General features: G+C 52.9%; 15 protein-coding genes. 6 read left to right on the top strand and 9 right to left on the bottom strand.

All coding sequences use genetic code 11. The features are described 5' to 3' along the window. Positions 1–1,489: 1,489 nt before the first annotated feature. The 6 genes from LOC67_RS22540 to LOC67_RS22515 form a co-directional block, all read right to left on the bottom strand. Positions 1,490–2,449 (bottom strand): hypothetical protein, encoded by a 960-nt coding sequence (locus tag LOC67_RS22540; protein ID WP_230265071.1) that lies wholly within the window; start codon positions 2,447–2,449, stop codon positions 1,490–1,492. A 3-nt stretch (positions 2,450–2,452) separates the two neighbouring features. Further along, on the bottom strand, positions 2,453–3,388 hold the full coding sequence (locus tag LOC67_RS22535; RefSeq protein WP_230265070.1) for a hypothetical protein: 936 nt from the start codon (positions 3,386–3,388) through the stop codon (positions 2,453–2,455). Positions 3,389–3,534: 146 nt separating this feature from the next. Beyond that, on the bottom strand, positions 3,535–3,957 hold the full coding sequence (locus LOC67_RS22530; protein WP_230265069.1) for a hypothetical protein: 423 nt from the start codon (positions 3,955–3,957) through the stop codon (positions 3,535–3,537). A gap of 45 nt (positions 3,958–4,002) precedes the next feature. Beyond that, positions 4,003–7,185 carry a mechanosensitive ion channel domain-containing protein gene (locus LOC67_RS22525; RefSeq protein ID WP_230265068.1) on the bottom strand — a complete coding sequence of 1,061 codons (3,183 nt, stop codon included), beginning with the start codon at positions 7,183–7,185 and terminating at the stop codon, positions 4,003–4,005. 408 nt (positions 7,186–7,593) lie between these two features. After that, positions 7,594–8,943, bottom strand: coding sequence for a DUF1552 domain-containing protein (locus tag LOC67_RS22520; RefSeq protein WP_230265067.1), 1,350 nt, complete (start codon positions 8,941–8,943; stop codon positions 7,594–7,596). 82 nt (positions 8,944–9,025) lie between these two features. Further along, on the bottom strand, positions 9,026–11,353 hold the full coding sequence (locus LOC67_RS22515) for a DUF1592 domain-containing protein (protein ID WP_230265066.1): 2,328 nt from the start codon (positions 11,351–11,353) through the stop codon (positions 9,026–9,028). Positions 11,354–11,476: 123 nt separating this feature from the next. On the opposite strand from LOC67_RS22515, the gene LOC67_RS22510 reads away from it, so the two are divergent. The 5 genes from LOC67_RS22510 to ribH all read left to right on the top strand — a co-directional run bounded on the left by LOC67_RS22510 (position 11,477) and on the right by ribH (position 17,017). Beyond that, the gene (locus LOC67_RS22510; RefSeq protein WP_230265065.1) at positions 11,477–13,024 is read left to right on the top strand and encodes a class I adenylate-forming enzyme family protein; all 1,548 of its coding nucleotides are present in this window, start codon (positions 11,477–11,479) and stop codon (positions 13,022–13,024) included. A gap of 116 nt (positions 13,025–13,140) precedes the next feature. Continuing rightward, positions 13,141–13,857, top strand: a complete 717-nt coding sequence (locus LOC67_RS22505; RefSeq protein ID WP_230265064.1) for a zinc ribbon domain-containing protein — start codon at positions 13,141–13,143, stop codon at positions 13,855–13,857. Positions 13,858–13,895: 38 nt separating this feature from the next. Continuing rightward, complete coding sequence (gene coaE, locus LOC67_RS22500) at positions 13,896–14,579, top strand: dephospho-CoA kinase (protein ID WP_230265063.1); 684 nt, start codon at positions 13,896–13,898, stop codon at positions 14,577–14,579. A gap of 505 nt (positions 14,580–15,084) precedes the next feature. Further along, positions 15,085–16,551, top strand: coding sequence for a transcription termination factor Rho (gene rho, locus LOC67_RS22495; protein ID WP_261367083.1), 1,467 nt, complete (start codon positions 15,085–15,087; stop codon positions 16,549–16,551). Continuing rightward, the gene (gene ribH, locus LOC67_RS22490) at positions 16,541–17,017 is read left to right on the top strand and encodes a 6,7-dimethyl-8-ribityllumazine synthase (RefSeq protein ID WP_230265062.1); all 477 of its coding nucleotides are present in this window, start codon (positions 16,541–16,543) and stop codon (positions 17,015–17,017) included. The genes rho and ribH overlap by 11 nt, the downstream gene beginning before the upstream one ends. A gap of 131 nt (positions 17,018–17,148) precedes the next feature. On the opposite strand, the gene LOC67_RS22485 is transcribed toward ribH, so the two are convergent. Next, the gene (locus tag LOC67_RS22485; RefSeq protein WP_230265061.1) at positions 17,149–17,865 is read right to left on the bottom strand and encodes a prolyl oligopeptidase family serine peptidase; all 717 of its coding nucleotides are present in this window, start codon (positions 17,863–17,865) and stop codon (positions 17,149–17,151) included. Positions 17,866–18,306: 441 nt separating this feature from the next. On the opposite strand from LOC67_RS22485, the gene LOC67_RS22480 reads away from it, so the two are divergent. Continuing rightward, the gene (locus LOC67_RS22480) at positions 18,307–20,667 is read left to right on the top strand and encodes a tetratricopeptide repeat protein (protein WP_230265060.1); all 2,361 of its coding nucleotides are present in this window, start codon (positions 18,307–18,309) and stop codon (positions 20,665–20,667) included. A gap of 74 nt (positions 20,668–20,741) precedes the next feature. Here LOC67_RS22480 and LOC67_RS22475 read toward each other — a convergent pair whose 3' ends face one another. Further along, positions 20,742–21,395 (bottom strand): RNA polymerase sigma factor, encoded by a 654-nt coding sequence (locus LOC67_RS22475; protein ID WP_230265059.1) that lies wholly within the window; start codon positions 21,393–21,395, stop codon positions 20,742–20,744. A 244-nt stretch (positions 21,396–21,639) separates the two neighbouring features. Continuing rightward, complete coding sequence (locus tag LOC67_RS22470; protein WP_230265058.1) at positions 21,640–23,397, bottom strand: patatin-like phospholipase family protein; 1,758 nt, start codon at positions 23,395–23,397, stop codon at positions 21,640–21,642. Positions 23,398–23,489 lie beyond the last annotated feature (92 nt).

The raw sequence follows: 23,489 nt of genomic DNA, 5'->3' as shown, positions 1-23,489 counted from the left end.
GCATTTCAATGATCGAAATGCGGACATGCTTGCTCAACGTTTCAGTTGGCTTCTGCTTGTCAACAAATTTGGTGTCAGCGGCCAATCAGATCCTCCGCTTCAATTGTCGAATCTGCATCGGGGAACTTCTAATTATTGTGACATGATACAGGAATATTGTAGGCAAAGTCTGTAGATGATGTGCGAATAACTCAGACCACCTGTTTGTGTGGTGTGAACATGTCTACTGGCGAAGCGTTCCATTGCCCAGGGCGCCTACTCTACCAATTCTAGCTGACAACGGTCCGGTTGATTGCAATTGCAGTTTGGGCTTGGTCTACCGTTGCCCGCTTTCCATGACACGGTCTATCGCTCAACTCTTTTGCCGAAGTCCCTTCAATCCCGACATGCTAAGTTGCAATCGTAGTGCAGGAAGCTGCTACGAGGCCGGTCCGTGGCGACCGATGGATTTTTAGTTTGAGTCTCGAACAGGGTTGTAGCCTGCCCTGAGAAACATGCTGGACGGAGCGTTACCTACACGGAGTGTAGGGCGACAATAGAAAGCAACTGACTGCTGGGTGTTCGAAAAATCGAATGGCGTAGAATTAGCGAGGTTCCGAACGGTTGCGGTGATCTTCAGCGTTCCGGCTTCGAATTATCTGATTGATTGCAGTTGCTGCTTTGGGTTTGGTGAACTGCTGACAGCTTTCAAACTTGAAACGCCGATGTCTAATTGAAGTGCAGGAAGTTGTTGAAAGGCCGGGCCTCGGTGACCGATGAATTTTTAGTTTGAGTCTCGAACAGGGCTGTGGCCCGCTTTGCGAAACAAGCTGGACGGAACGCTACCTACACGGAGTGTAGGGTGACAATAGAAAGCAACTGACTGCTGAGCGTTCGAAAAATCGAATGGCGTCGACCTGATAAGGTTCTGAACGATTGTGGTGATCTTCATCTCTGCGGCTTGCAAAGGTCCGATTGATTGCAATTGCTGCTTTGGGTTTGGTGAACTGCTGACGGGTTTCAAACTTGAAACGCCGATGTCTAATTGAAGTGCAGGAAGTTGTTGAGTGGCCGGGCCTTGGGGGCTTTAGATTTAGAATGAGACTTGGACAAGGCGGTGGCCCGCTGTGCGAAACAAGCTGGACGGAACGCTACCTACAAAGAGTGTAGGGCGACAATTGAAAGCAACTGACTGCTGGGCGTTCGAAAAATCGATTGGCATAGACTTGGCGAGGTTCCGAACGGTTGTGGTGATCTTTATCGTTCCGATCTGCGAATGCCCGATTGATTGCAATTGCTGCTTTGGCTTGGTGAACTGCTGACTGCTTTCAAACCTGAAATGCCGATGTCTAACTGAAGTGTAGGCAGTTGTTAAAAGGCCGGTCCGTGGGGGGCTGTAGATTTAGGTTGAGACTCGAACAAGGTAGTGGCCTGCTTTGCGAAACAAGCTGGAGGGAGCGCTGCCTACACGGAGTGTAGGATGACAATTGATAGCCAATCTGGCATGTCGTTAGCCTGATGCAAAGGCGGCCAAAACGCCTAAGGCAATTGCTCCAAAGAAGATTACTGTCGCGACGATTTTAAACACCGAATACGGTGCGTTACCGACGAGCAGTCGTGAATTCTGCCCACAAATCACAACTCGATAAAGTCGTTCTTTGTACTGATACACCATCACGTACGCTGGCAAGGACAATCGTCTCGAAACCAAACTTGTCACCAGCAACGAGACATTCAGATTTCGAAATTTTGTCCCCGGAACTTCTTGCCGTTGCACATGCTCTTTCGCCTGATCCAACACTGCGTTCGAAATCTGTTGGCGAGCTGCGGAACGCTGAGCATCAAACTGCTCGATTACCGCGTCGTCCGCTCCGATAGGCTCTGCACTGACATGGTCAAGATCCAAGCCACCGACAACGCCATAGGCCTCGCGATCTGAAAGCCCTCGTGATGCTGACGTTACGACCTGCTTAAAATTGACTTGACATTGCCCAGAATGCGGAGCCCATGCAGATCGACGATTTCCAAAATTGGAATCGGCTGCCCAACTGATCATGGCCTTGGCATCAAACACCCAAGCGACCCACCACAGCGGTTTCAGCTCTCGAATCTGCGCAGACGAAATCAAGTCGGACGGACGAAACCATCCAAGAGACTGTAACCAGGTTTTCAGAGCCGCCCGCGCCTCCTCTGAACTCACCGTAAAAGGAAGGTAGCCTTCGGTTTGCTCAACCGGATCCGCAATGGTTTCTAACTGAACCACGCCGTTGCAAAATGAACAATGCGGAGCCTGCTTTTTTGCGTTGTAGGCTAGTGCGGCCCCGCAGCTGGTGCAGCGCAACACTTGGATCTTTTCCGAAGCGATGGACGCATTCGATTCCGGCGACGCGTATCCGCAAACGGAACAACGCAGGTCCCCTTTCTCAAGAGGCGTTTCGCATTGTGTACAGTTTGTAATGGTGATGCTCATCGACTAGCCCTGCGAGACACCAATCAAGACGACCAAAACCACCAAGATGATGATCACGGTAAATATCACGGATAGAACTTTTGCGACAGAAGTCGGCGCGTTCCCTGCAACGCGACCGGTTTGTCCGTTGACCAAGATCTGCACCGGAGGCTTACTTTCGTCATATCGCACGGCAAAGCACCAGACGGGTAACAATGCCAAATCGATAAACTCGCGAGTGAAGGAACTTTCGAATCGAAGTCCCTTGTGCGAGTCACCGGGCATGAAGTTGGTAAGCTGACGTTGGATCAGCTGATAGGATTCCTCACGGGCGAGGTTGTAGCATTCCGATTGCGTTCGCGAAGGCTCTTCGGCGATCCAACCAGCGATCATCGAAGGCTGGAACCGACGGATCGATCGAAGATCATAGGGCTCGATTGATTGGAACCGGTCGTTACTGACTCCGCTGGACGCCGACACAATCACATCCATGATGTAGGTCGCATGGTCGCCCGACAAAGATCGATATTCCGTTTTGGTAACCGTCCGAGTTCGAGTGACCGTTTTACCGTTACCGTCCGTGGTCGTGTACGTTTCGGTTTCTTGATAGTTTTCACCGATCTCGGCGACGTAATCTGAAAGCGCAGTCGCACCATAGAGATACGCGGGCATGTAGATCCCCTGAATTAAATCGGGGATGGCTTTCTTGAAAGCAGCCGGCGCGAACATTTTGCCTCGACGAATCCACTGCCGTGTCAATTCAGCGGCTCGTTCCCGCTCGACTTGGAAACCAATCACAAACGTCGGGGAGGGAACGTCCTGACGTGGAGGCCGGCTGATAACCGAAGGTGACCCGCAATAAGGGCAAACTGCGGACAGTTGATTCGACGCCAGCAGGAGTTGTGAGCCGCATGACTTACAAGAGATTTCGACTTGCTGATCGGTACTATCCAGCGTCATGCTCACCATTGCACTCGGATGTTACTTTGATACTTGAAAGAGAATTCTTCTGCCGATTTTCGACTAGTCAGTTTTCAGGTTTTGTCTTTCCCAAAGTTGCCTTGTGATCCAAGCAAGCGGTGGGATATGCCGAGGCATTGACGAAGTCAGACGGCCACCCACAAGGCAACAAGCCCGGTTATCACTCCCCCGCCCATTCCGACGAATAATAAGATGGAACTAAAGCATCCGGTCTGCGTTGAAGTCGTTGCCGAACCACCAAGCTGACGTGTTAAGGATTCAACAAACTCTTTTGACTCACGGAGATCCGCGCCAGTCGATTCGCGGTAGAGCTTAACCGCACGTAGCTTTTCGCCTTTCTCGATCGCATCGAGAACCGCGTCCATTTCGCCATCGGAAGCCGGTGCTGGATCAGAAATCGAAACTTCGTTGCCGCTTTCGATCAATTCGACGGTGTTAACGGCTTCACGCAACGAGCATTTTTGCCGCTCGCGTACGAGCTTTACAGCAGCGATCTTTTTGCCTTCGGAAAGGAGATCGCGAATTTTGTCGTTTAGTTCGTCTGACATAAGGCGTTTGAGCGATAACTTGCGAGATTTCGCTGAGTCTACCCTCTATGCCGAACGCCGTGTCGGACGGGGCGCAAGATCTCGATCCTTTGCCAAATCTCGGATCACCGGCTGCTCTGGCTGATCGACCGCAAGCATGTTGATTTCAGCGAGATACTTCCGAACCCGCTTGAGCAGGCTATTGCGGAACCCGACCGGATTACTGGAGTCTTCAATCCAAACACGGACCTCAATCCGCTGCGATGTTCGTGACACACAAACGAGCGTGGCTTGCGGAGCAGGCAGAACGAGCACGTCTTCTTGAGCTACGGCGAACTCCTGAATCGTCCGGCAAATGTCAGCCGGTCTTTCGTCCTTCGTTACGGCAACTTCGATCGGAACGACCGTCAGTCGCCCTGCGCCCATCCAGTTGACGACGTCGTCGGTGACGAATTTCTTGTTCGGAATGATGTTCTCGCGTCCCTCGTCGTCGGTCAAAACAGTGGTCCGTAGATGCTGTTTCGCGACTCGCCCGGTGATGCGTCCCACGGTAATCAGATCACCAAGTGCAGCGGGCTTTTCAAATAACACGATCAAGCCACCGAAAACGTTGCGGACCATGTCTTGCAATCCGAAACCTAAACCGATCGTTAAGCCGACAGCCAACCACTGGACTGATTGCCAACGCACGCCCAGCCACTTCATCGAGATCAAACAACCGGCACCAAAAAGCAGACAACGGCCGAGCACCAACGAAAAATGCTCCATACCTTCGTCAAATGAGACTCGCTGCAACACAAGGGCATCGAACAACGCGGGCAGCAGCTTGGCGACTTGAAAAGCAACAAACAACGTCACGCCTGCGAAAAAGACGTGCACCAGAGTCACCGGAACTTCCTGCACCCCCGCTTGCATCACCGTTTCGCCACTAGGACCGATCGCCGCGGTCGTGATTGTTTCCTGGACCGTCCAGACGACGGGGTTTCCCATGCGAAGATTCGGAAACACATCGATCCAAAGGAAACCCAGGAAAAGGATTCCTGCGACCACCAATCCACACTGACACAAGAATGCGATCTGATGCTTCAAATCTAGATACAGGCCACCGGAAAGATCAACATCGTGAGTCGGTTCGATTTCTCCGTATTCGTCAAACTTCCGCTGAGGAGACTCGGCACCGGTTAAAATCCGCCAACAATGTGCGGCAACAATCTTTGTTGCTGGCCACAGCGTCGCACACGTTAGCGCGATTGAAAATGTGATTGCGAATCGATAGATCAATTCTTGAGCGGTGAATCCGTATCCGACGGCGGACAGAAAAGCGATGACCAACGGCGAACCAATGGCAAACAGATAGATAACAATTCGCACCCGATGGACGATTGCACCGCCAAACTTTTCAATCAACGGTTCCAGAATTCCGCCGGTAGGCTGCAGGGCACGGTGAAAGGTCCAGGCGACCAAAAACAAGGTCAGAATCAATCCTGCTCGTGATACCGATTCTCGCCACATCCCTTGATCGATCAAACCGGAAACGGTCACCGCATAAGCACTGAGCACCAAGCCGGTTCCGACAACCATCAAGTACTGACATGCACGCTCGCGCCGTGGCAAGTCGACACCGATGTGCTTGTCGACCAATCCGAAGTCTCGCAGCAGTTGCCTGGGCAGTTCGACCATCAAAGCAATCAAACTGCACGCGTAAAAACCACTCGATGCTTGTAGCAACGACTCAGAAACGAAGCCGCTGTTTAGCCATGTTGCAATGGAAAACAAGATCGTTGGGATCGAGTAAGCGACGAGAACGGTTAAGCCACAAGCGGCCAACTTTCGAGTCGACTTGGTTGATTCACGCATCCGATTACGGTTGCCAATCCCAACGAGCAACGATTTGGCCCACCAACGAAGAGCCAAGATCGCGAAGAACAAAACCGCGACGGTGACTCCCGATGCGGCGTTCACTCGGAGTTTTCGTTGGAGCGAGAATCCGAACTCGCTTCCGCGGTTGGAATTGAAAAGTGAAACCAAGCCGGTGCTTAGCTTGCGAACCGAATCCCAACCCATCGCGTCGCCACTACGGATCCAAGTGACATGACGATTGATCAGCTTTCGATAGTCCTGTGTTAAGCTTGCCGAAGCGGTCGTAATCGCATCGATTTCGGCAAGCTTTTCTTGATAATTGCGGTGGCCTTCCCAAAGTGCGGTCAGCCATTGCCCACGATCGGATAACAGTTGTTGAACCTGACGCAGAAGGGCTTGTTTGTCAGGTTTGGTTGGATCAAATCCCGCACCATCGAGGACTTGTTTCGCTTGATCGAATGGTTCCGTCCCATCGTATCGCACCAACTCCAGATCGAGCTGAGCTTCCCGAGAGTCCTGCAATGACTCTCGCACCCAACTGGTTTGTGAATCGCTTGCTTGCCATCGATCGAGTTGCTCTTTTTTGTGGCGAAGCAACATACCGATCGTCGGTGTCAGTCCATACTTTTCAATTTTGCTGCTGACGTCGTTAAAGTCCTGCTGAGTTGCCGCGAGCTTGCTCTGAGCCGCATCGACGCGTTCGGCAAGAGCAATGTAGTTCTCCGCAAGGTCCGCCCACTTCTTTGCGAAGCTGGCGTTGTCGTTTGCGATCTTAGAAACAATCATTGTCGATGATTCTGCAACCTGCAAAAAATGGGTTTCGCTTTCGCGAGCGGAACGAACCATCGCCTCGGTATAAACGACTCGCGTCGGTGCCAATTCAACCGACACGGCTCGAGTGACACTTTGCCCGTTGGCGGGTACGTCTGAAGTGTCTGGCCGAGCCAATCTTATAACCGGGGAGCCAGACCGAGCTTTATCGGGTTGGTTGAATGGCGTTAAGTCAACTTGCTGCTGACTGGCTTGCTGATGATTAGGCCGAGCAAATGGGTTGATGTCGACGCGCCGTTCTGTTCCCGGTTCAAACTTCGTGACATTGGGCGTCCCGAGAGAATTACCGTGTTGAAAACCACTCGCTGCTGCAGATGGTCCATTGGAGCGGGCGCCGGGAAAAGTTGGAATCGCGCCGCCTGTTTCACGAGCTGCCGCTGATGCTTGCTGGACGAAGTAGCTTGGTTGAGTGCCCACGTCCAAAGGAGCGGAAAACGAAGGGTCGGTCGGAGCTGCAGGGAAGGACCAAGACTGGGCGTTGGCTTTTGAGACAGAAACGGCAGCCAAAGCTATGGTGAGAAACGCCAGCCGGTGGTGTAGCAAAGACAGCAATGGCATCGTGCCGTAGCCCAGTAGTCGAGGAGTGGGGAAGCGGCAAACACGGGCGGATCCGTTGGCTCCATGATGACCGCAACCTATCAATACGCGAAACCGGCGTTTGATACCACGTTGATTACGGAGAAGCGGTTGATAGCAAAAGCGAAGGTGGGAGGATGGTTGTGAGTGGTGGGGAGAACCGGGACTAACGTCCGGCGGCTCAGGGGGAGGTTGGGATGGATAGTGGTGGAAGGGAACCGGGACTAACGTCCGTCGGGTCAGGGTTGGGGTGGATGGTGATGGGGCGAGAACCGGGACTAACGTCCATCGGCTCATGGGGGAGGCAGAGCCAGTGATCGGTGGAGAACCGGGACTAGCGTCCATCGGCTCAGGGGGAGGTTGGGGTGGATAGTGGTGGGGGAGTCAGAGCTAGAGGACTACTGGTTCGAAGAGGTTTTTGATCTGTCCGGTGCTGTCGGCGAAGGTTTCTAAAGGCACCCCGGCTTTATTTAGTAGCGTTAAATGCAGGTTGGAAAGTGGTTCTGGCGTCTGATAACGCATGTGGCGACCACCGCGAAGTCCACCTGCCTGGCCCCCCGCAACCAAGATGGGCAAATTGGTATGGTCATGTGCGTCCGGGTCGCCCATGCCGCTGCCGTACATGAACAACGAATGGTCAAGCATTGAGCCATCGCCTTCCAGTATCGACGCCAATCGCTCAAGGAACTCGGCAAACAGCGAAACATGAAACCGATTGATCTTCGCGACTTTGGCCAGCTTCTCGGGGTTGTTGCCGTGGTGCGTTGTGGGATGGTGTGGATCGGGAACGCCGATTTCGGGATAGGTTCGGGTGCTCGCCTCGCGGGCCAATTGAAAGGTGCAAACGCGGGTGACGTCACCACGAAACGCCAACACTTGCAATTCAAACATCAGCCTTGCGTGATCCCCGTAAGACGCAGGGACTCCGATAGGTCGATCCAAATCTGGCAAGGGATTGTCTTGCGAGGTCTGCTCTGCAGATTCGATCCGCCGTTCGACTTCTCGGATACTGGTTAAGTAGTCATCAACGACATTTCGATCGCTCGCGCCGAGCCGCTGCTGCAGACGCTTCATCTCCAAAGTCATCGAGTCCAGCAAACTGGCTCGACGTTTTAGCTGACTGAGTCGCTGTTGGGGCGTTCCGCCATCGCCGAACAACATTTCGAATACTAGTCTTGGGTGAGACTCGGCAGGCAAAGGCGTCGTTGGTGAAGACCATGACAGGTTGTTTTGATACACACAGGCATAGCCATTGTCGCACTGTCCGACCGTGTTCGCCGAATCCATCGCCAGCTCTAACGATGACAAGGGCGATGCTTTGCCAAGAAAGCTCGCAGCGATCTGATCCACCGTCGTGCCGAGATAGTAGTCGGTGCTTTCGGTCAGCTTTGCCCGCGCTGCACTAAGAAAAGCTGAATTGCTGGTCGCATGAGAACCCGGATACGCATTTTGCAGATCCATCCCGGTCATCACCAACAACTTGTCTTTGACAGACTTCAGCGGCTGAAGACTCGGCGGCAATTCACCAAGCATCTCGGCGTCGCCTTTGGGTGTCCAAGTTTCCGGATTGAAACCCATCGGAATGTAGTAATAGCCCAGTCGCCGAATCGGTTTATCAGGATCGATCGAAGTCGCGCTTGCCGACGGCATCATCGCGTCGAGCAACGGTAACGAGACTGCGACGCCGCTGCCGCGCAAGAGAGTTCGACGGTCGAGGATTCGATGCGATGCTCTAGCCATCCGCGGAGCTCCGTTTTGTGTCGATCGGTATGGACTGTTAAACCGACTGTTTTAACCGTGTCTTGTACTTACAAAACACTGACTACTGGGCGGTTCGATTCCGGAACGGAACGCTTGTCGTGATACCGCAAACGATTGATGAAAACCGATAGTCGTTTTCCTTTGCCAGTTCAACAATCCTGCGAACTTCCGGCCCATCAAATTCTGTTACTGGGCGTCCCAAGGCGTACGTCATCAGCTTTTCCGTTAGCGCGGTCACGAACATCTCCGGAAACTTCAGTATACCCTGTTCCAGTTCAGCGATGCCATTGACCACAGTCCCATCGGGTAGAGTCCCGGAGGCATCGACGGGACGACCATCGATCATCGTGCGAAACCGTCCGACCGCATCGAACTGATCCATCGCGAATCCCACTGGGTCAATCAAGTTATGGCAACTGGCGCAGGAAGCATCGTTTCGGTGCTGCGCGAGAGCTTCACGAAAGTTCACCGGACCTCCATCATGCTTTTCACGAATCGTTGGGACGTTTGGAGGTGGCGGTGGAGGCGGTGTTCCTAAAATGTTTTCCAACACCCAGGCACCGCGCTTCGTTGGCGACGTTCTGGTTGCATAGGACGTCGCCATCAGGATACTGCCTTGACGCAATAAACCGCCACGATGTGAATCGGGTTCGAGCTGTACCTGACGAAAGTGGCTACCGACAACACCACCAATGCCATAGTGAATCGCGAGCCTCTCGTTCAGGTATGCATGGTCCGTTTGAATCAGCTCAAGCACACTGGCATCGCGCCGAATAACATCGGCAACAAGTCGTTTTGTTTCTTCTGAGAACGCTTCGCGAAGGTTGTTGTCAAAGCTGGGGAACTGCCGCAAGTCAGGCGTGATTGTCGGCAAGTTTCGCAAGTACAGCCATTGTGCGGCAAAGTTATCGACCAAAGCGTCTCGTTTTGGATTTTGAAGCATTCGTAATGTTTGCTGACGAATCCCTTCACTGTGGCTTAACGATCCGTCCCAAGCCTCAGCCATCAGTTCCTCATCCGGCAAGCTGCTCCAGATAAACGATGCCAGTCGGGTTGCGACTTCATCGGATGTGATTGGGTAAACCGCACCTTTCTGATACTGATTGGGCTGCGCAACGGTTTTGAATAGGAAGTGTGGACTGGCAAGTATGCTCGTGAGCCCAGCTTCGATGCCACGAGAGAAAGCATCATCGCCTCCGTGCTGAATAGCCTCGTCAAAGTAACGGCGGGGAAGTCGTAAGTCTTCCTCGGTAATCGCTCGGCGATATGCCAGCTTCATCCAGCGGCGGAACATCTCATCGGCCGTGTCAACATCGGATGTTTTTTTGGTGCTGTACTGACCGGTTTCGAGATCGGTCGTCCCATTCTCTTTCTCGGTTTTGATAAACGGCCCGACCAAGTTGACTTCGGCAACCGCCGGCGTTCGGCGAGGATGTCGGTGGCGGTTGTAGCTGGCGTCAAATGGTTGCCGCTTGATTTCTAAAAGCGAGGTTGCATTTTCGACAAACGTGACGGCCACGTCGTGGTCTCCCGCATCGATCCACATTCGAAAGTTTAGATGCTTGTCATATTCGGAATGCCCACGACTGCCTCCGGGCGGATCCAAGGTGAAGCGTTTGACCCGATTCCGGTCAAGCAGCACATCCATTTGATGCGTTTCGTAGATGCCTTCAATGTTTTCATCACGATCTCGCATAAGACGAATGCTAAACGAGTATTCGCCTGACTTTGGAAATTGGTGCGTGAAGTGAAACCCGCCACGAGTTCCGAACGGCAAGCCAGCGACGTGATCTTGCTGCGTTTGGTCGGCCGGGACTCGAACGGTTAGCCCAAGAGGTTGATCGATACTGGCTCCGATCGCGACACGACTGATCCGCGTTGCTGCCGTTAGATAGCGTTCCAGCAAAAGCGGTGACAGATCATCGACGGTAATGTTATCGAAGCCATCGCTCGACGAATCCGGTGGTAGGATTGCAGCAACGTCGATGTGAATTCCCAAAAGGTCTTCGATCGAGTTTTGATACTCGATTCGCGTCATCCGCCGGATCGCTTCAGTTGTTCCCGCATAAGGATTGCGTTTCGCGTCGGAGGCGAGAACCGAATCGATCGCGTTTTGAACCGATCGCAACTTTTCGCCTGCGATGATGTCCACATCTGCAGGGGGCATCTGCCGGCTCATTAGCCGACGGAACGATTTTTCCAAAGCCAGCTTGGTTTGACTTTCCAGCGTCGTGGGCTTTGTTGCGTCATCACCGTCGTGTGCGGCTGACAGTCGATCGACGAGATGATCGAGACGGAAGCTCCGCTCGGCTTCATCACCGGAATGGCAGTCCAAACAATGCGTTTGCATAAATTCCGCGACCAAGTCCAGTCGATCATTCGCCGACACTTGCCTAGATTGATAGCCGAACGCAAAGCAAACGAGCCCAACGCAGGTGATGCAAAGCCTGTGCAATTTTTGGTTCAACATTGAATTCTCGCAAGAAGATCCTCGACCACCTGATCATACACGATGTCTGACCCCCAGACTGACTCCAAGAAGGCGAAGCGACTGGACGAAGTCCTGCGATTCAATGCGTTTCGCTATGCGGATGGCCTGGCAATCTGGACCGATCGACGTGAGTTTTCGGATCGTTCAGACGGCATTTCGTGGCGTCGACTTGAACAACTGGTCAACTCGGTTGCTTGGTCACTGAAGCAACTGCCGGACTCGACGTCAGCGTTTGGCACCAATGCCCGCTTCGTCCATTCGGTCACGAACTCGATTGACGACCTACTAGTCGCATTAGCTTGTCCCCGCGCGGGACTTGTTGAAATCCCGATCGATAGCGCTGCCGGCCCAAACTATGTGCAGCGATGCCGTGACAAAGCGAAAGGATACTGGTTAGGAGAAGATGCTAAAGACGAGTTGATCTCTCGATCAGTGGCTCGACTGAATGAAACTACTCGAGTCGACACAGCGTTGATCCCCACCGATACAGCTCTTGTGCTTTGGACGAGCGGAACCAGTGGTGAACCAAAAGGCGTCATGCTTTCGCATCAGGCGCTATTGGAGAATGCGAAGGCGAAACTTCAAGCTGCACACCAGTCCCAAACCGATCGCAGACTAACAGTGCTGTCCATCAGCCACGCCTATGCGCGTACCTGTGATATAGGGACATGGTTGCTATCCGGTTGCACCCTAGCGATCAATCGCGGATACGAAGGATGGTGCGAGTTTGCCCCTGCTTTTAACCCAACGCTTGCCAACGTCGTGCCGAGTTTATCCGAACGCTTACTGCAACAACCAGAAGGCTGTCGCAGTCTGCAGATGCTTGGATGTGGAGGAGCGGCGATGGATAACGAACAATTCGCGAACTGGTCAGAACAAGGTGTCTGCGTTATTCAGGGTTATGGTCTGACCGAATCCGGACCAGTCATCAGCAGCCAAACTCGACAGGACTCAATCGCCGGTCACGCGGGCCGTGTTGTCCAGACTTGGGAACACCGTATTGATGCGCAAGATCGGCTTTGGGTTCGTGGGCCATGCATGATGAACGGCTACCTTGATGACAGCCAGCTGACCGAGCGGCGGATTGGTCCCGACGGCTGGTTGGATACTGGCGATGTCGTCAAACAGAGCAACGAAACTGGACAACTGCGAATCTTGGGACGGGCAGACGACCGCATTACGTTGTCGAACGGACATAGCGTCGACCCGATGTCCATCGAACGATCGGTCAACGAGTTTTCCGAAATTCGCACCTGCATCCTAAGCCTGGACCGATCCGGCAGAAAGCTAACGCTGTGGGTGGAACTGTGGACGACGGGGGTTGGCGCCTTCGGCGGAGCCCCCAACGGCGAACTTGAGCGATCGCTCGCCGACAAGATTGCCAAACGCTTGCAACATTTGCCGCGTTGGGAATTGCCGAATTCGATTCGCTGGTTTGGCCTGAGCGAACAAGAACGCGGTGAGTTAATCGGCGTCAAAGGCAACCCACGCCGACACCAATTGCTGAGCCTTCTCGTTAGCCAGGAAGAATCTCTCGGGACAACGTCGTTGCCGACTGAACGTTCCTGAAAAGTCAGCCGCGGGCCCCGGATTCTGATCCGTGGTCTTTCGCGGTATCATGGTCCCGACACAAAACAAATGAAGACTCGGCATCTTGCCTAGATCCCCAAATAGACAAACTCTCTATGGCTGTTGATAAAAACACCAAATTTGACGGAGATCTGCTCCGTCGACTGCACTCATTGCACCTGCAGGTCAAGGATCTGGAATCCGAACTTGCGCGGGGGCCGCGGCAAATCAAAGCTGGCGAAGCGATCGTCGATCAATGCAAAGCGAATGTCGAAAAGGCGCGCGCAGATGTCAAATCAGCAACCATGATTTGCGACGACAAGCAGTTGCAGTTGAAGTCTCGCGAGGATCACATCGATCAGCTGAAAGCGAAACTCAACACCGCATCGAGCAACAAAGAATTCAACTTGCTGAAAGAGCAGATTGCTGCTGACGAACAGGCCAATAGTGTCCAAAGTGACGAGATTCTTGAAGGCCTTGAACGCATCGACTCGCTAAACGAAGTCGTTACAAAAGCTGAAGAAGAACTGCAAAGTAACATTGCTGAGCAGGACGAACGGGCAGACAAAGTCCGATCACGGCTTGAGGTCGTCAAAGGAGATTTGGCGCACGTTCGTGAAGAGCTTGCCAAGGCGGAAAAATTGGTTCCGGCTTCGGTCAAGTCAGAGTATGTTCGCCTCAGTACGTCGCGCGGTGACGAAGCGCTCGCGCCGATCGAAGACGAATCGTGTGGCGGTTGTAATCAAATGCTGACGACTCAAATGATTGACCGCATTCGCCTTGGTTTTCTGATCGAGTGCCCTGCATGTGCCGCTTGGCTGTATCGCAAGTAGTCGATACGGATCGCTAACTGATTCACTAAAAGACTCGCATGTTTGTTCTCGGTATCGTCGGCTCGCCAGCGGGCGGGAAATCAACAGCAGCAGAACACCTCGCGAGCCTTGGTGCCGAATGGATCAATGCGGACTTGATCGCCCGCGAATGCCTGAACACTTCCGAGGTAATCGACAAGCTTGTTGAAAGATTCGGCACTGAGATTCTTTATCAATCGACAACGGATCATCGCCAAGTCGATCGCGCAAAGATTGCTGATTTTGTGTTCGGCGATGAACCGGCAAAACGCGACAACCTTCGCTATCTTGAATCGATCGTTCATCCGCCGACTCGGCAAGTGATCATGGATCGCATCGCGACAGCGGCACAACAGGGGAAAACGGTCGCGCTTTTAGACGTGCCGCTGTTGTTTGAGTCTCACTGGGACTTAACCTGCGATGAAATTTGGTGCGTTCACGCGAGCTTAGAAAATCGGTTGCCGAGGATCAAAAATCGTGGCTGGGACCGCCGCGAACTCGAGCGACGCGAGCGGTGTCAGATGCCCATAGAGACGAAATGTCGGCTCAGTAATCATGTTATGTGGAATGATCTGACCTTAGACGCTTTGCGTGAAAATCTGGATCGACAATGGCTGCAGATCGCTAAAATGATGAAGTCGTTAAATAATCGGCGCCCCGAGAGCCATCTAAAGGGGCAAGGAAAGCATTGTCTTTCCGATTAGCCGATTGATTGCGACCGCGGATTGTTGGAATTGTCGACACGCAACCGCCGAAGAATCTACGTCGCCACAAGCGACATTAACGTCGGTTTTCCGGAACCTAATTCGCTGCAAAGCACTCGCGAGACAAAATTCCAACAGGCTGCACGGAAGCGACCGCAGAGGGGATGGGATGACCCAAACTCGGTCGCCTTGCGTAGAGCCCTTGTTTGGCAACACGTCGAGCAAGGTTTTGACTAAGTTGTATCGTGCCTAGTCACGTAAACCTTTTCAATTTTCCGGCCTTCGAGATCTCGAAACGTCGAAAACCACTTAAACCAGTTCGCAAGCCGCACCCGGCATTCGCTAACCTCGCGGTTCCTCCTTGAGTAGGAGAGCTTTTCCCTTCTCCATCCCTCCCAGCGCAAGCTGACAACTCCACTCCTTCTCTTCACCTGCGTCCCCATGGACGCCCAATATCATGCAATCGAAAGGGCCTTCGGGCGATAATTTTCGCGGCGATGACCGCATGCACAAACGGCATAGCAATTCCCGGGGTTACCCAGGAAGACGCGGGCGCCCGACTCAGCGGCACCCCGATAAAGTCGTTGATCAACGTATCCGTGAATTAGATGCCGAACGTGATCCGCTTTCGCTTCCTGAAGAAATCGTTAGCGAAGCGACCAAGGTCGGTAAACGCGTCGGCATTCCGTCCGGTGCCGATGGGCCGCAAACATCGCTGGCCGAGCTACAAGCGATGAGCGAGTCAGCAATTCTTGAATTGGCCCAATCCGAAGGCATCGAGGAAACAGAAGAGACTTCCAAGCAAGAATTGATCTTTGCCATTCTAAAGAACCGCATGAAGGCTGGCGGTTTGATGTACGGCGAAGGCACCTTAGAAATCTTGCCCGACGGCTTCGGATTTTTACGCAGCAGCAAACATCACTATGTTTCCTGCCCCGACGACATCTATGTGTCACCGAGCCAGATTCGTCGCTTCGGTCTGCAAACTGGCAGCCACGTTGCCGGTCAGATTCGACCACCGAAAGAAAACGAGCGTTACTTCGCGTTACTGCGTATCGAAGCGATCAATCGTCGCGACCCGTCGCAGCGCAACTCGTCGATCCCGTTCGAAGAACTAACACCGCTGCATCCTGATCGCCGCATCATGATGGAGCATAGCGCTGACGAACTGTCGACCCGAATCGTTGACATGCTGACCCCGATCGGATTTGGTCAACGCGGACTGATTGTCAGCCCACCCCGCGCGGGAAAAACAATTTTGATGCAGAACATGGCTCGCGCCGTTTTGCATAACTATCCGGAAGCCTACGTCTTCATCTTGTTGATAGACGAACGCCCCGAAGAAGTCACCGATATGGAACGCGAAGTCCGCGGACCACAGTGCGAGGTGATCAGCAGCACATTCGATGAACCGGCACAGCGTCACATCCAAGTCGCTCAGATGGTGATCGAGAAAGCGAAACGAATGGTCGAGTCTGGAGTCGATGTCGTCGTTTTCTTAGATTCCATCACTCGACTTGCACGAGCACACAACAGTGACGGTGAATCGACGGGCAAATTGCTGACCGGCGGTCTTGATGCCGGCGCGATGCAAAAGCCCAAAGCCATCTTTGGATCGGCGCGCAAGACGGAAGAGGGCGGATCGTTGACGATCCTGGCCACCGCCCTTGTCGATACCGGAAGTAAGATGGATGATGTGATCTTTGAAGAATTCAAAGGCACCGGCAATCTTGAGATTGTTTTGGACCGCGGTTTGGTTGAACGCCGAATTTGGCCCGCGATTGACATCAGTCGTAGCGGCACCCGACGCGAAGAAATGCTGCTCGATAAAGACGAGTTTCAGCGTATTTCATCATTGCGTCGAGCGATGGTCGAATCGTCGCCTAGCGACGCGATGGCTGACATGGTCAAGCGACTGTCCAAAACACAAAACAATGCCGAATTTCTAATGAGTGTGAAGGATGTCGACTGAAGTCACTGGTATCGAAGGCAATCTCCCCGAAGGCAAAATTGTCATCATCGCCAGTCGGTACAACGAAAGCATTTGCGATTCGCTGGTACAGGGAAGCCTGAAAACCCTTCGTGAAGCTGGCTATCAGGATTCCGCTATCAGCGTCGTCCGTGTTCCCGGAGCTTGGGAATTGCCGCTGGTATGCGCGAATGCACTTGATGGCGTGGACGTGATCGCCGCGATCGTACTGGGATGTGTGATCAAAGGCGAAACCACACATGACGAACACATCAATCGTTCCGTCAGCGATGCGATCATGGATCTTGGTTTGACAACCCGAAAACCGATCGGTTTCGGGTTGCTCACTTGCAATACGCTGGATCAAGCCTTGCAGCGCAGTGGCGGCACGGTCGGCAACAAAGGTGAAGAAGCTGCCGACGCGGCGCTTGAGCTACTGCGACTGGGCGTCAAACTGGGCGCGACATAGTCCCGACCAAAGTGCACCATAACAACCTGATGATTTTCAGGTTGGGGCCCTGACGAATTCGCCGTCCACGACGCCAATCCAGCGGGAAAGCACGCTACCTTCACCGATGCAACGTCGACGATAGATAGCTCTTACTTCGACTGATGCGACAACAACCATTCGTATAATTCTGGATTGTTGTAAGTCTCCGTCCACGAGTCGTGTTGAGCCTCGGGATAGATCGTAAATTTTGGCTCGTTGCCTTGCTTCTTCAGCGCATCGACCATGTCTTGCGATCGCGATAGCGGCACCACAGAATCTTTCGCACCGTGGAAAACCCAAATCGGTAGCTCTTTCAAATTTCGGGCTCGGAATAGCTCGCTGCCACCACAGATCGGTGCGATCGCAGCAAACCGCTCTGGCGAATAGGCTGCCAAAGCCCAGGTTCCGAAGCCTCCCATACTGAGACCGGTGACGTAGACGCGGGACTCGTCCACGTTGTGGTCACGAATCACTTGGTCAAGCAAAGCGCTCAGTTGGAAGGGTTCCCAGATTTTCCCTTTCTTACATTGGGGTGACACGACGATGAACGGGAATTTTTCTCCCGCCGCGATCATCTTCGGTGGTCCGTGCTTCTTGACCACGTTAATGTCGTCACCGCGTTCCCCCGCCCCATGCAGAAATAGCAATAGGGGCACTGCCTTTCCATCGGGTTCATAGCCTTCAGGAAGCGAAAGAAGGTAGTCCATATGAACTGGAACGCTAATATCCAGCGTCTTTGCAGACTGAGACGACTCTTCCGCCGAAACGCCGCCGAGCAGAGCAAGCTGCGAAAGAAGACAGACCGCAAGCCATCGCTTCAAAATCATTTTGCTAACACCAATCGAGAATTAAGGGGTCCAAACGAGGCATGCAATTTTACTCGATGACGGATCCGCCTGTGACACGACCCAAGTTGCCTTACAACCCCCGGTCACGAAGAATTTCTGGCCAGAAGCGAGGCTCGGCAGATAGACCCTGATCATGTGTCATCCAGTAGCGACAGCTCCCGAAAGTGTGGCAAGAATGGGGCTGTCCGAAAACCCGCACGAAACTACTTCATCATTGACGCGGCAATCGAAGTCTGTCTTTTGTCGATTCAATCTCGATTACACCCGTGATTGCAGCCAATCTGGGCATCATGACGCTCTATCAAATCGGCCTTCTGATCAACCCAGATCGATCGTTTTGCCGAAGACGATTAAGTGGTACAGAACGACGACACATCCAGTCGTGTCGAAAATTGGTTGGTGACCGAGGGCAGATAGACGATGGCACGCAGCAAAGCAAAACCCAAGCGAAGCCGAGCTCGACGGCGGATGATGCATGCGGATACCAACACGATTTCTGCGGATCAGCAAGTCAACGCTGCTCTGAATCAACAACTCGACAATGCGATCAAGCTGCAACAAGCAGGACAGCTAGAAGCTGCCAAAAACATCTACTGCGAAGTGATCGCCAAAGACCCAACCAATGCGAACGCTTGGCATCTTCTTGGGATGACGCTTTACAGCGGCGGGATCTACCCGGATGCAATTGAGTGTCTTCAAAAGGCGATAGCCTTCAGTGGGGAATCGCCGACCTTGCTGGGCCATCTCGCGTTGATTGAGCATGCCAGCGACAACTCACTCCATGCGATCGCCCTATTAAACAAGGCAATTGAGCTGGATCCTGATAACACCGAATTGGTTAACAACCTAGGTGTTCTGCTGCTTGAGCTGGGGCAGTTGAAAGAGGCGCAAGCGAAATTCGAAATCGTTCTCAAGCGGCAACCCGAATTTACACAGGCTTCGATGAACCTTGCGAATTGCTTGGTTCGACAGAATCAGCTCTACGATGCTGAAGCCATCTATCGTCAGTTGCTCGAACGCATTGAATCCCTCTCCGAGACATCAGGCGGTAGTGTCGAAGATGAAAACAAGCTCGACATCCTCGGGAACTTGGGTGAGTGCCTTCGCAGACAATGTCGACTGAATGAGTCGATCGAAGTTCTTAACCAGGTGATCAAAGCTCGTCCAAACGATCTGGTATCCCGCCTGACACATGCCCGATCCTTTGTCAAACTCGGACAGCACCAAGAAGCAAAAGAGCTTTTCACCGGCATCATTGATGAGTTTCCCGGTTGCAGCAAAGCGATGCACTACCTCGCAACAACACTGCAAGATCTAGGTGATTTGAAGGGTGCTGAAGAACAGCTTTACCGCTCGCTGGAATTGTCGCCGAACGATGCACACGCCCTTTGCTCATTGGGCTTCATTCACATCGAATCCGAACGTCGCGATGAAGCACGAATCTGTTTCGAAAAAGCAATCTCGATTGACAATTCGATGAGCGAAGTCCATGGCTGTTTAGTCTATCTAATGACGGGCGATCCCGAAGTTTCACCGCAACAACTTTTTGAAGCCCACAAACAATGGGGCGAAGCCTACGGTTGCAAGCAACCTTTTAACGGGCATAGCAATGACCGGACCGAAACAAGAAAACTTCGCATCGGCTATGCGTCGGCCGACCTGCGCCAACATGCTGTCGCGGGATTTTTTGAACCGCTACTCCGTCTTCGCGATAATGAACAGTTTGAAACATTCTGTTATTACGAGCACACCACAAATGACAGTGTCACGGAAAAGCTAAAAGCCATGACCGACCACTGGCGGGTGACATTTGGCTTTTCAGATCAGCAGGTCTTTCAACAAGTCTTGGACGATCAGATCGATATCCTTGTCGACCTTTCTGGCCATACGTTCGGTAACCGACTGACGGCATGGTCCATGAAGCCTGCACCGATTCAGATCTCGTGGCTCGGATACCCTAACACGACTGGGTTGAAAGCGATCGACTACACATTCACCTGTGAAGTTCAAAATCCTCCGGACGAACCGACTTGGCATACCGAGCAATTGCTTCGGATTCCTGGCGGATCATTTTCGTTCCTGCCGCCCGAGCACGCCCCCGAACTGACGCCGTTGCCAGCAGATACGAAGGGGCATATCACGTTCGGATCATTGCACCGACCCTTCAAAATTTCGGCGAAGACTCATGACTTCTGGGCAGCCGCGTTACACGCCAATCCCGATGCCCACCTACTGGCGTTCAATACGCGCTTCAACGATCGATCGATGGCCGAATTGCGTGCGGCATTGGTTGAACGTGGAATTGAAGATGCGCGTATCGACATCCAGAACCAGTTCACGGGCAAATCGTACTTAGAGATCTACAAGGAAATTGACATCGGGTTGGACGTGACACCGTGGGCAGGTGGCACGACGACAATGCAAGCGCTATGGATGGGCGTTCCGATGATTGCGATCTATGGGAACAACCGCCCATCACGGGGAACAGCCGGTATCGTGCATCATCTCGGATACCCGCAGTGGATTGCAAAAGATGAGAGCGAATACGGCGAGAAATTGGGCCAACTTGCGTCCGATCTCGATCAGCTGCGGGAGCTTCGAAAGTCCCTTCGTCAACAAACGGTCCAAACGATTGCGGATGAACAACGGTTCGTTACCGAAGTCGAAAAGGCATACCGAGCGATTTGGCGACACTGGTGCCAGTCTAGCTCGGCGACATCTTCGCCTGCGTTGCATTTGCCCATCGGATCCATGGATGCGGCGAGTCGAACTAACGTTTGATGGAATCCAAACGATGGGCAGCTGAAACGAAAATCTGGTCACTGAAGACCATTATTTTTGAAAGTGATGCGCAGTTAAACTGCGTCATCGGCAAGTTCGGGGAAGACTCCTTCGTCAAGCCCGGCGCGTTTCACGATCGACTTCATCCGGATAAGAAAGTCGCTTTTGTAGTTCGCCACTTGTTGCTCGGTTAGACCAAGCTTTTCGGCGACCTGCTTATTTCCCCAACCGAGAACGATGATCAGTTCCATCGCCTGAAGCTTGATCCAGTTGCCGGACTCTTTCCAGCGCTGAATCTGTTCTTCGATGGCGTCACCGATTGCTGTCGCCTCTAACTTCTTTCGCTCGACACTTCTGGCGATGCTACTGGCGACACGTCCTCCAGATGGAAGATCGATTTCACTGGAGCTGCTTTTCCGACCTTGCAACTGGATCGTCGGGCGTCTGCCTTCACGTCTTAGATGGTCTGTCAACTTGTAAGCGCAAATCGAAAACAGGTAGCTTTCCAGAGGCCGACTGCCATCGTAGTTCGGGAGGCTGACCAGAAATCCAACAAATGCCTCCTGCACGATATCCTCAGCAGCCGCCGAATCACGGATGCGGCTGCGAGTGTAGGCGAGTAACCGCCCCTCATAGCGTTCGATCAATGATTGCCACGCAGACGAATCGCCGTCCCGAATCTGGGAGACCAAGATTTCGTCAGCGGAAGGGTCATTTGATGAAGTCATACGTATTCAGACGCGAAGTTTGGGCACCGAAAGTGAGGGCGAATCAATGAAGGTCACAGGCATCGTGACAAATTTTTCGCCAACCACAGCGTTTATCGTTTCGCAGCGTCGCAGCACAAGCGATCGCCGATGTCGCAAAAGATATTGTAAAACACTGTGTTTGAACTCAAAAGAGCCACCAAAGGAAGCTCGCCTCAGACATCACTGCGGTCAGACAGCCCGCTGACCAGTGATTTCTGAACGCTTATCCAACCAGCCGTTTGACATTGTCGATCGCTTTTTCCCCTGCTTCACGACCGGCATCGATCAACGCATCCACCGCATGGAAATCTTCGATCCGAAAATCGCTCGTCTGTGGGATAATGATCAGGTCGCTTTCTTCGCGATGCAGGGCGCTGCAATGCCGCCGACTGATGTCCATCGCCCGTAAAAGTGTCGAAAAGTAGCTAGGCTTCTTCAGATTGCCTTTGCGGTCTTTTCCATAATCCGTGGTAATCGTCGACCCCACATCGATGGAAATGACTTGATCACAGCCTTCGCTACGGAGGACCGAAGCCGGCACGTTCATCAATACGCCTCCGTCAACCAGCATTTGACCGTCCTGGATGATTGGCCGACCGAAGACCGGGTGGTTGATACTTTGCAATACCGCCTGAACCAAATCCCCATCACGGCGGATCTGTTGTTCGCCACTGATCAGATCCAAAGTCGTGATCGACAATGGCAAATCGGCTTGCTGAAACGTCAATTCACCCATGTAGCGACGAAGTTTGGTTTCAAACCTGCCACCACGAAAGCTGTGCAACAAAAAGATCCGACGGGTCGATGACCGTTTGGCCATAAACGAGGGCGGAACCATTTCTTGCCGAAAGAAGTCGCCGACTTCTGCTGGCTTGAACCCCAGTCCAACTGCTGCGGTAACGATCGCCCCGGCGCTGGTTCCCGCAATTGAATCGAAGACAACACCGGCTCTCTGAAACACTTCCAACACGCCGATGTGCGCGATCCCTCTCGCCCCACCACCCCCGAGTGCCAAACCGATACGGCGACCAGCCAAATGTCGATACAGCCGCATCACACCGTCGGTCGCAAACTTTGCGTTCAATCCGTTGCCTTGATGACGACAGCGAACGCTCGATTCCTGCAGATTCATGTTCGGCCGCGTTTTGCCGTCGCCATCGAACATCAACGCAACGACCGGTCGGCGATGCGGGGGAATCTTATCGAATAGTGACTGATTCGATTCAGCCAAACCTTTGGATGCAGAAACCGCAAACACGATTCGGTTACATTCTTGAACCGCCGCTGATGCCGCGTTAACTCCAGATGCGATTGTTACCGACAATGACTGATCAATTCGCTCAGCAATTGTGATCCCCAGTTCTGATGGCTGGACTCGCAACGCATCCCGATCAAAATCCTGAGGACATTGCTCAGGCTGATCACAAAGAAGAATCGGCTGAACGATTTGTTTTGTCGAGCGAAGTGTTGCGATCAGCGATTCAGCCAATCGCCATCCAGCATCGTCTTGGACGATGACCGCCAGTGAGTGCAAGCCCCGCTTTGGCTGCTTGCCACTTTGTCTGGCCACATTCATTTGCGACAGTCGACTGGTCAGCGACCGCGTGACGTTTTCAAGCAACTCAGGATAGGACTTTACCAACCGACGATAGTCGTCGCCAGAAAGCACCATGGCTTCGACGTAGGTAATCGCGCTGACGGTTGCACTGCGAGGGCTGCCGGAGATCACCGACGCCTCACCAAAGTGCTCGCCAGGCCCCATCATGCTTAGCGTACGCTCGGCAACTGCCGGGCCATCCCCAGACCACACCCGCACGCGTCCTGCGGTAATCAAGAAAAGCTCGTCGCCGGGATCACCCGCTTGAACGATCATCGATCCGGCCTCGAAGGATCGCGGCTGAAATGCCGAAAGCACGTTTTCCAAGCCATCGTTGCTGAGTCCCATCAACAATGAACGTGCAATCGATTCGTCTCGACCCATCTGAAACGCTCAAGCTTTAACGCTATAGAAGCTAACTACGAAAAGTCCTAGCAGTAGCATCAGAAATGATTCCTCCGATCTTCGTACGAATA

The organism is Stieleria sp. JC731, assembly GCF_020966635.1.
Classification (GTDB): domain Bacteria; phylum Planctomycetota; class Planctomycetia; order Pirellulales; family Pirellulaceae; genus Stieleria.
Note: the sequence above shows the minus strand (reverse complement) of the source record. Positions and strands in the feature narration are given on the sequence as shown.

Coding starts and splice junctions, on each gene's coding strand:
- rho (WP_261367083.1), top strand. CDS start 15,085: ATGCACAAACGGCATAGCAATTCCCGGGGTTACCCAGGAAGACGCGGG.
- LOC67_RS22505 (WP_230265064.1), top strand. CDS start 13,141: ATGGCTGTTGATAAAAACACCAAATTTGACGGAGATCTGCTCCGTCGA.
- LOC67_RS22540 (WP_230265071.1), bottom strand. CDS start 2,449: ATGAGCATCACCATTACAAACTGTACACAATGCGAAACGCCTCTTGAG.
- LOC67_RS22475 (WP_230265059.1), bottom strand. CDS start 21,395: ATGACTTCATCAAATGACCCTTCCGCTGACGAAATCTTGGTCTCCCAG.
- LOC67_RS22525 (WP_230265068.1), bottom strand. CDS start 7,185: ATGCCATTGCTGTCTTTGCTACACCACCGGCTGGCGTTTCTCACCATA.
- LOC67_RS22480 (WP_230265060.1), top strand. CDS start 18,307: ATGGCACGCAGCAAAGCAAAACCCAAGCGAAGCCGAGCTCGACGGCGG.
- ribH (WP_230265062.1), top strand. CDS start 16,541: ATGTCGACTGAAGTCACTGGTATCGAAGGCAATCTCCCCGAAGGCAAA.
- LOC67_RS22470 (WP_230265058.1), bottom strand. CDS start 23,397: ATGGGTCGAGACGAATCGATTGCACGTTCATTGTTGATGGGACTCAGC.
- LOC67_RS22520 (WP_230265067.1), bottom strand. CDS start 8,943: ATGGCTAGAGCATCGCATCGAATCCTCGACCGTCGAACTCTCTTGCGC.
- LOC67_RS22485 (WP_230265061.1), bottom strand. CDS start 17,865: ATGATTTTGAAGCGATGGCTTGCGGTCTGTCTTCTTTCGCAGCTTGCT.
- LOC67_RS22510 (WP_230265065.1), top strand. CDS start 11,477: ATGTCTGACCCCCAGACTGACTCCAAGAAGGCGAAGCGACTGGACGAA.
- coaE (WP_230265063.1), top strand. CDS start 13,896: ATGTTTGTTCTCGGTATCGTCGGCTCGCCAGCGGGCGGGAAATCAACA.
- LOC67_RS22530 (WP_230265069.1), bottom strand. CDS start 3,957: ATGTCAGACGAACTAAACGACAAAATTCGCGATCTCCTTTCCGAAGGC.
- LOC67_RS22535 (WP_230265070.1), bottom strand. CDS start 3,388: ATGACGCTGGATAGTACCGATCAGCAAGTCGAAATCTCTTGTAAGTCA.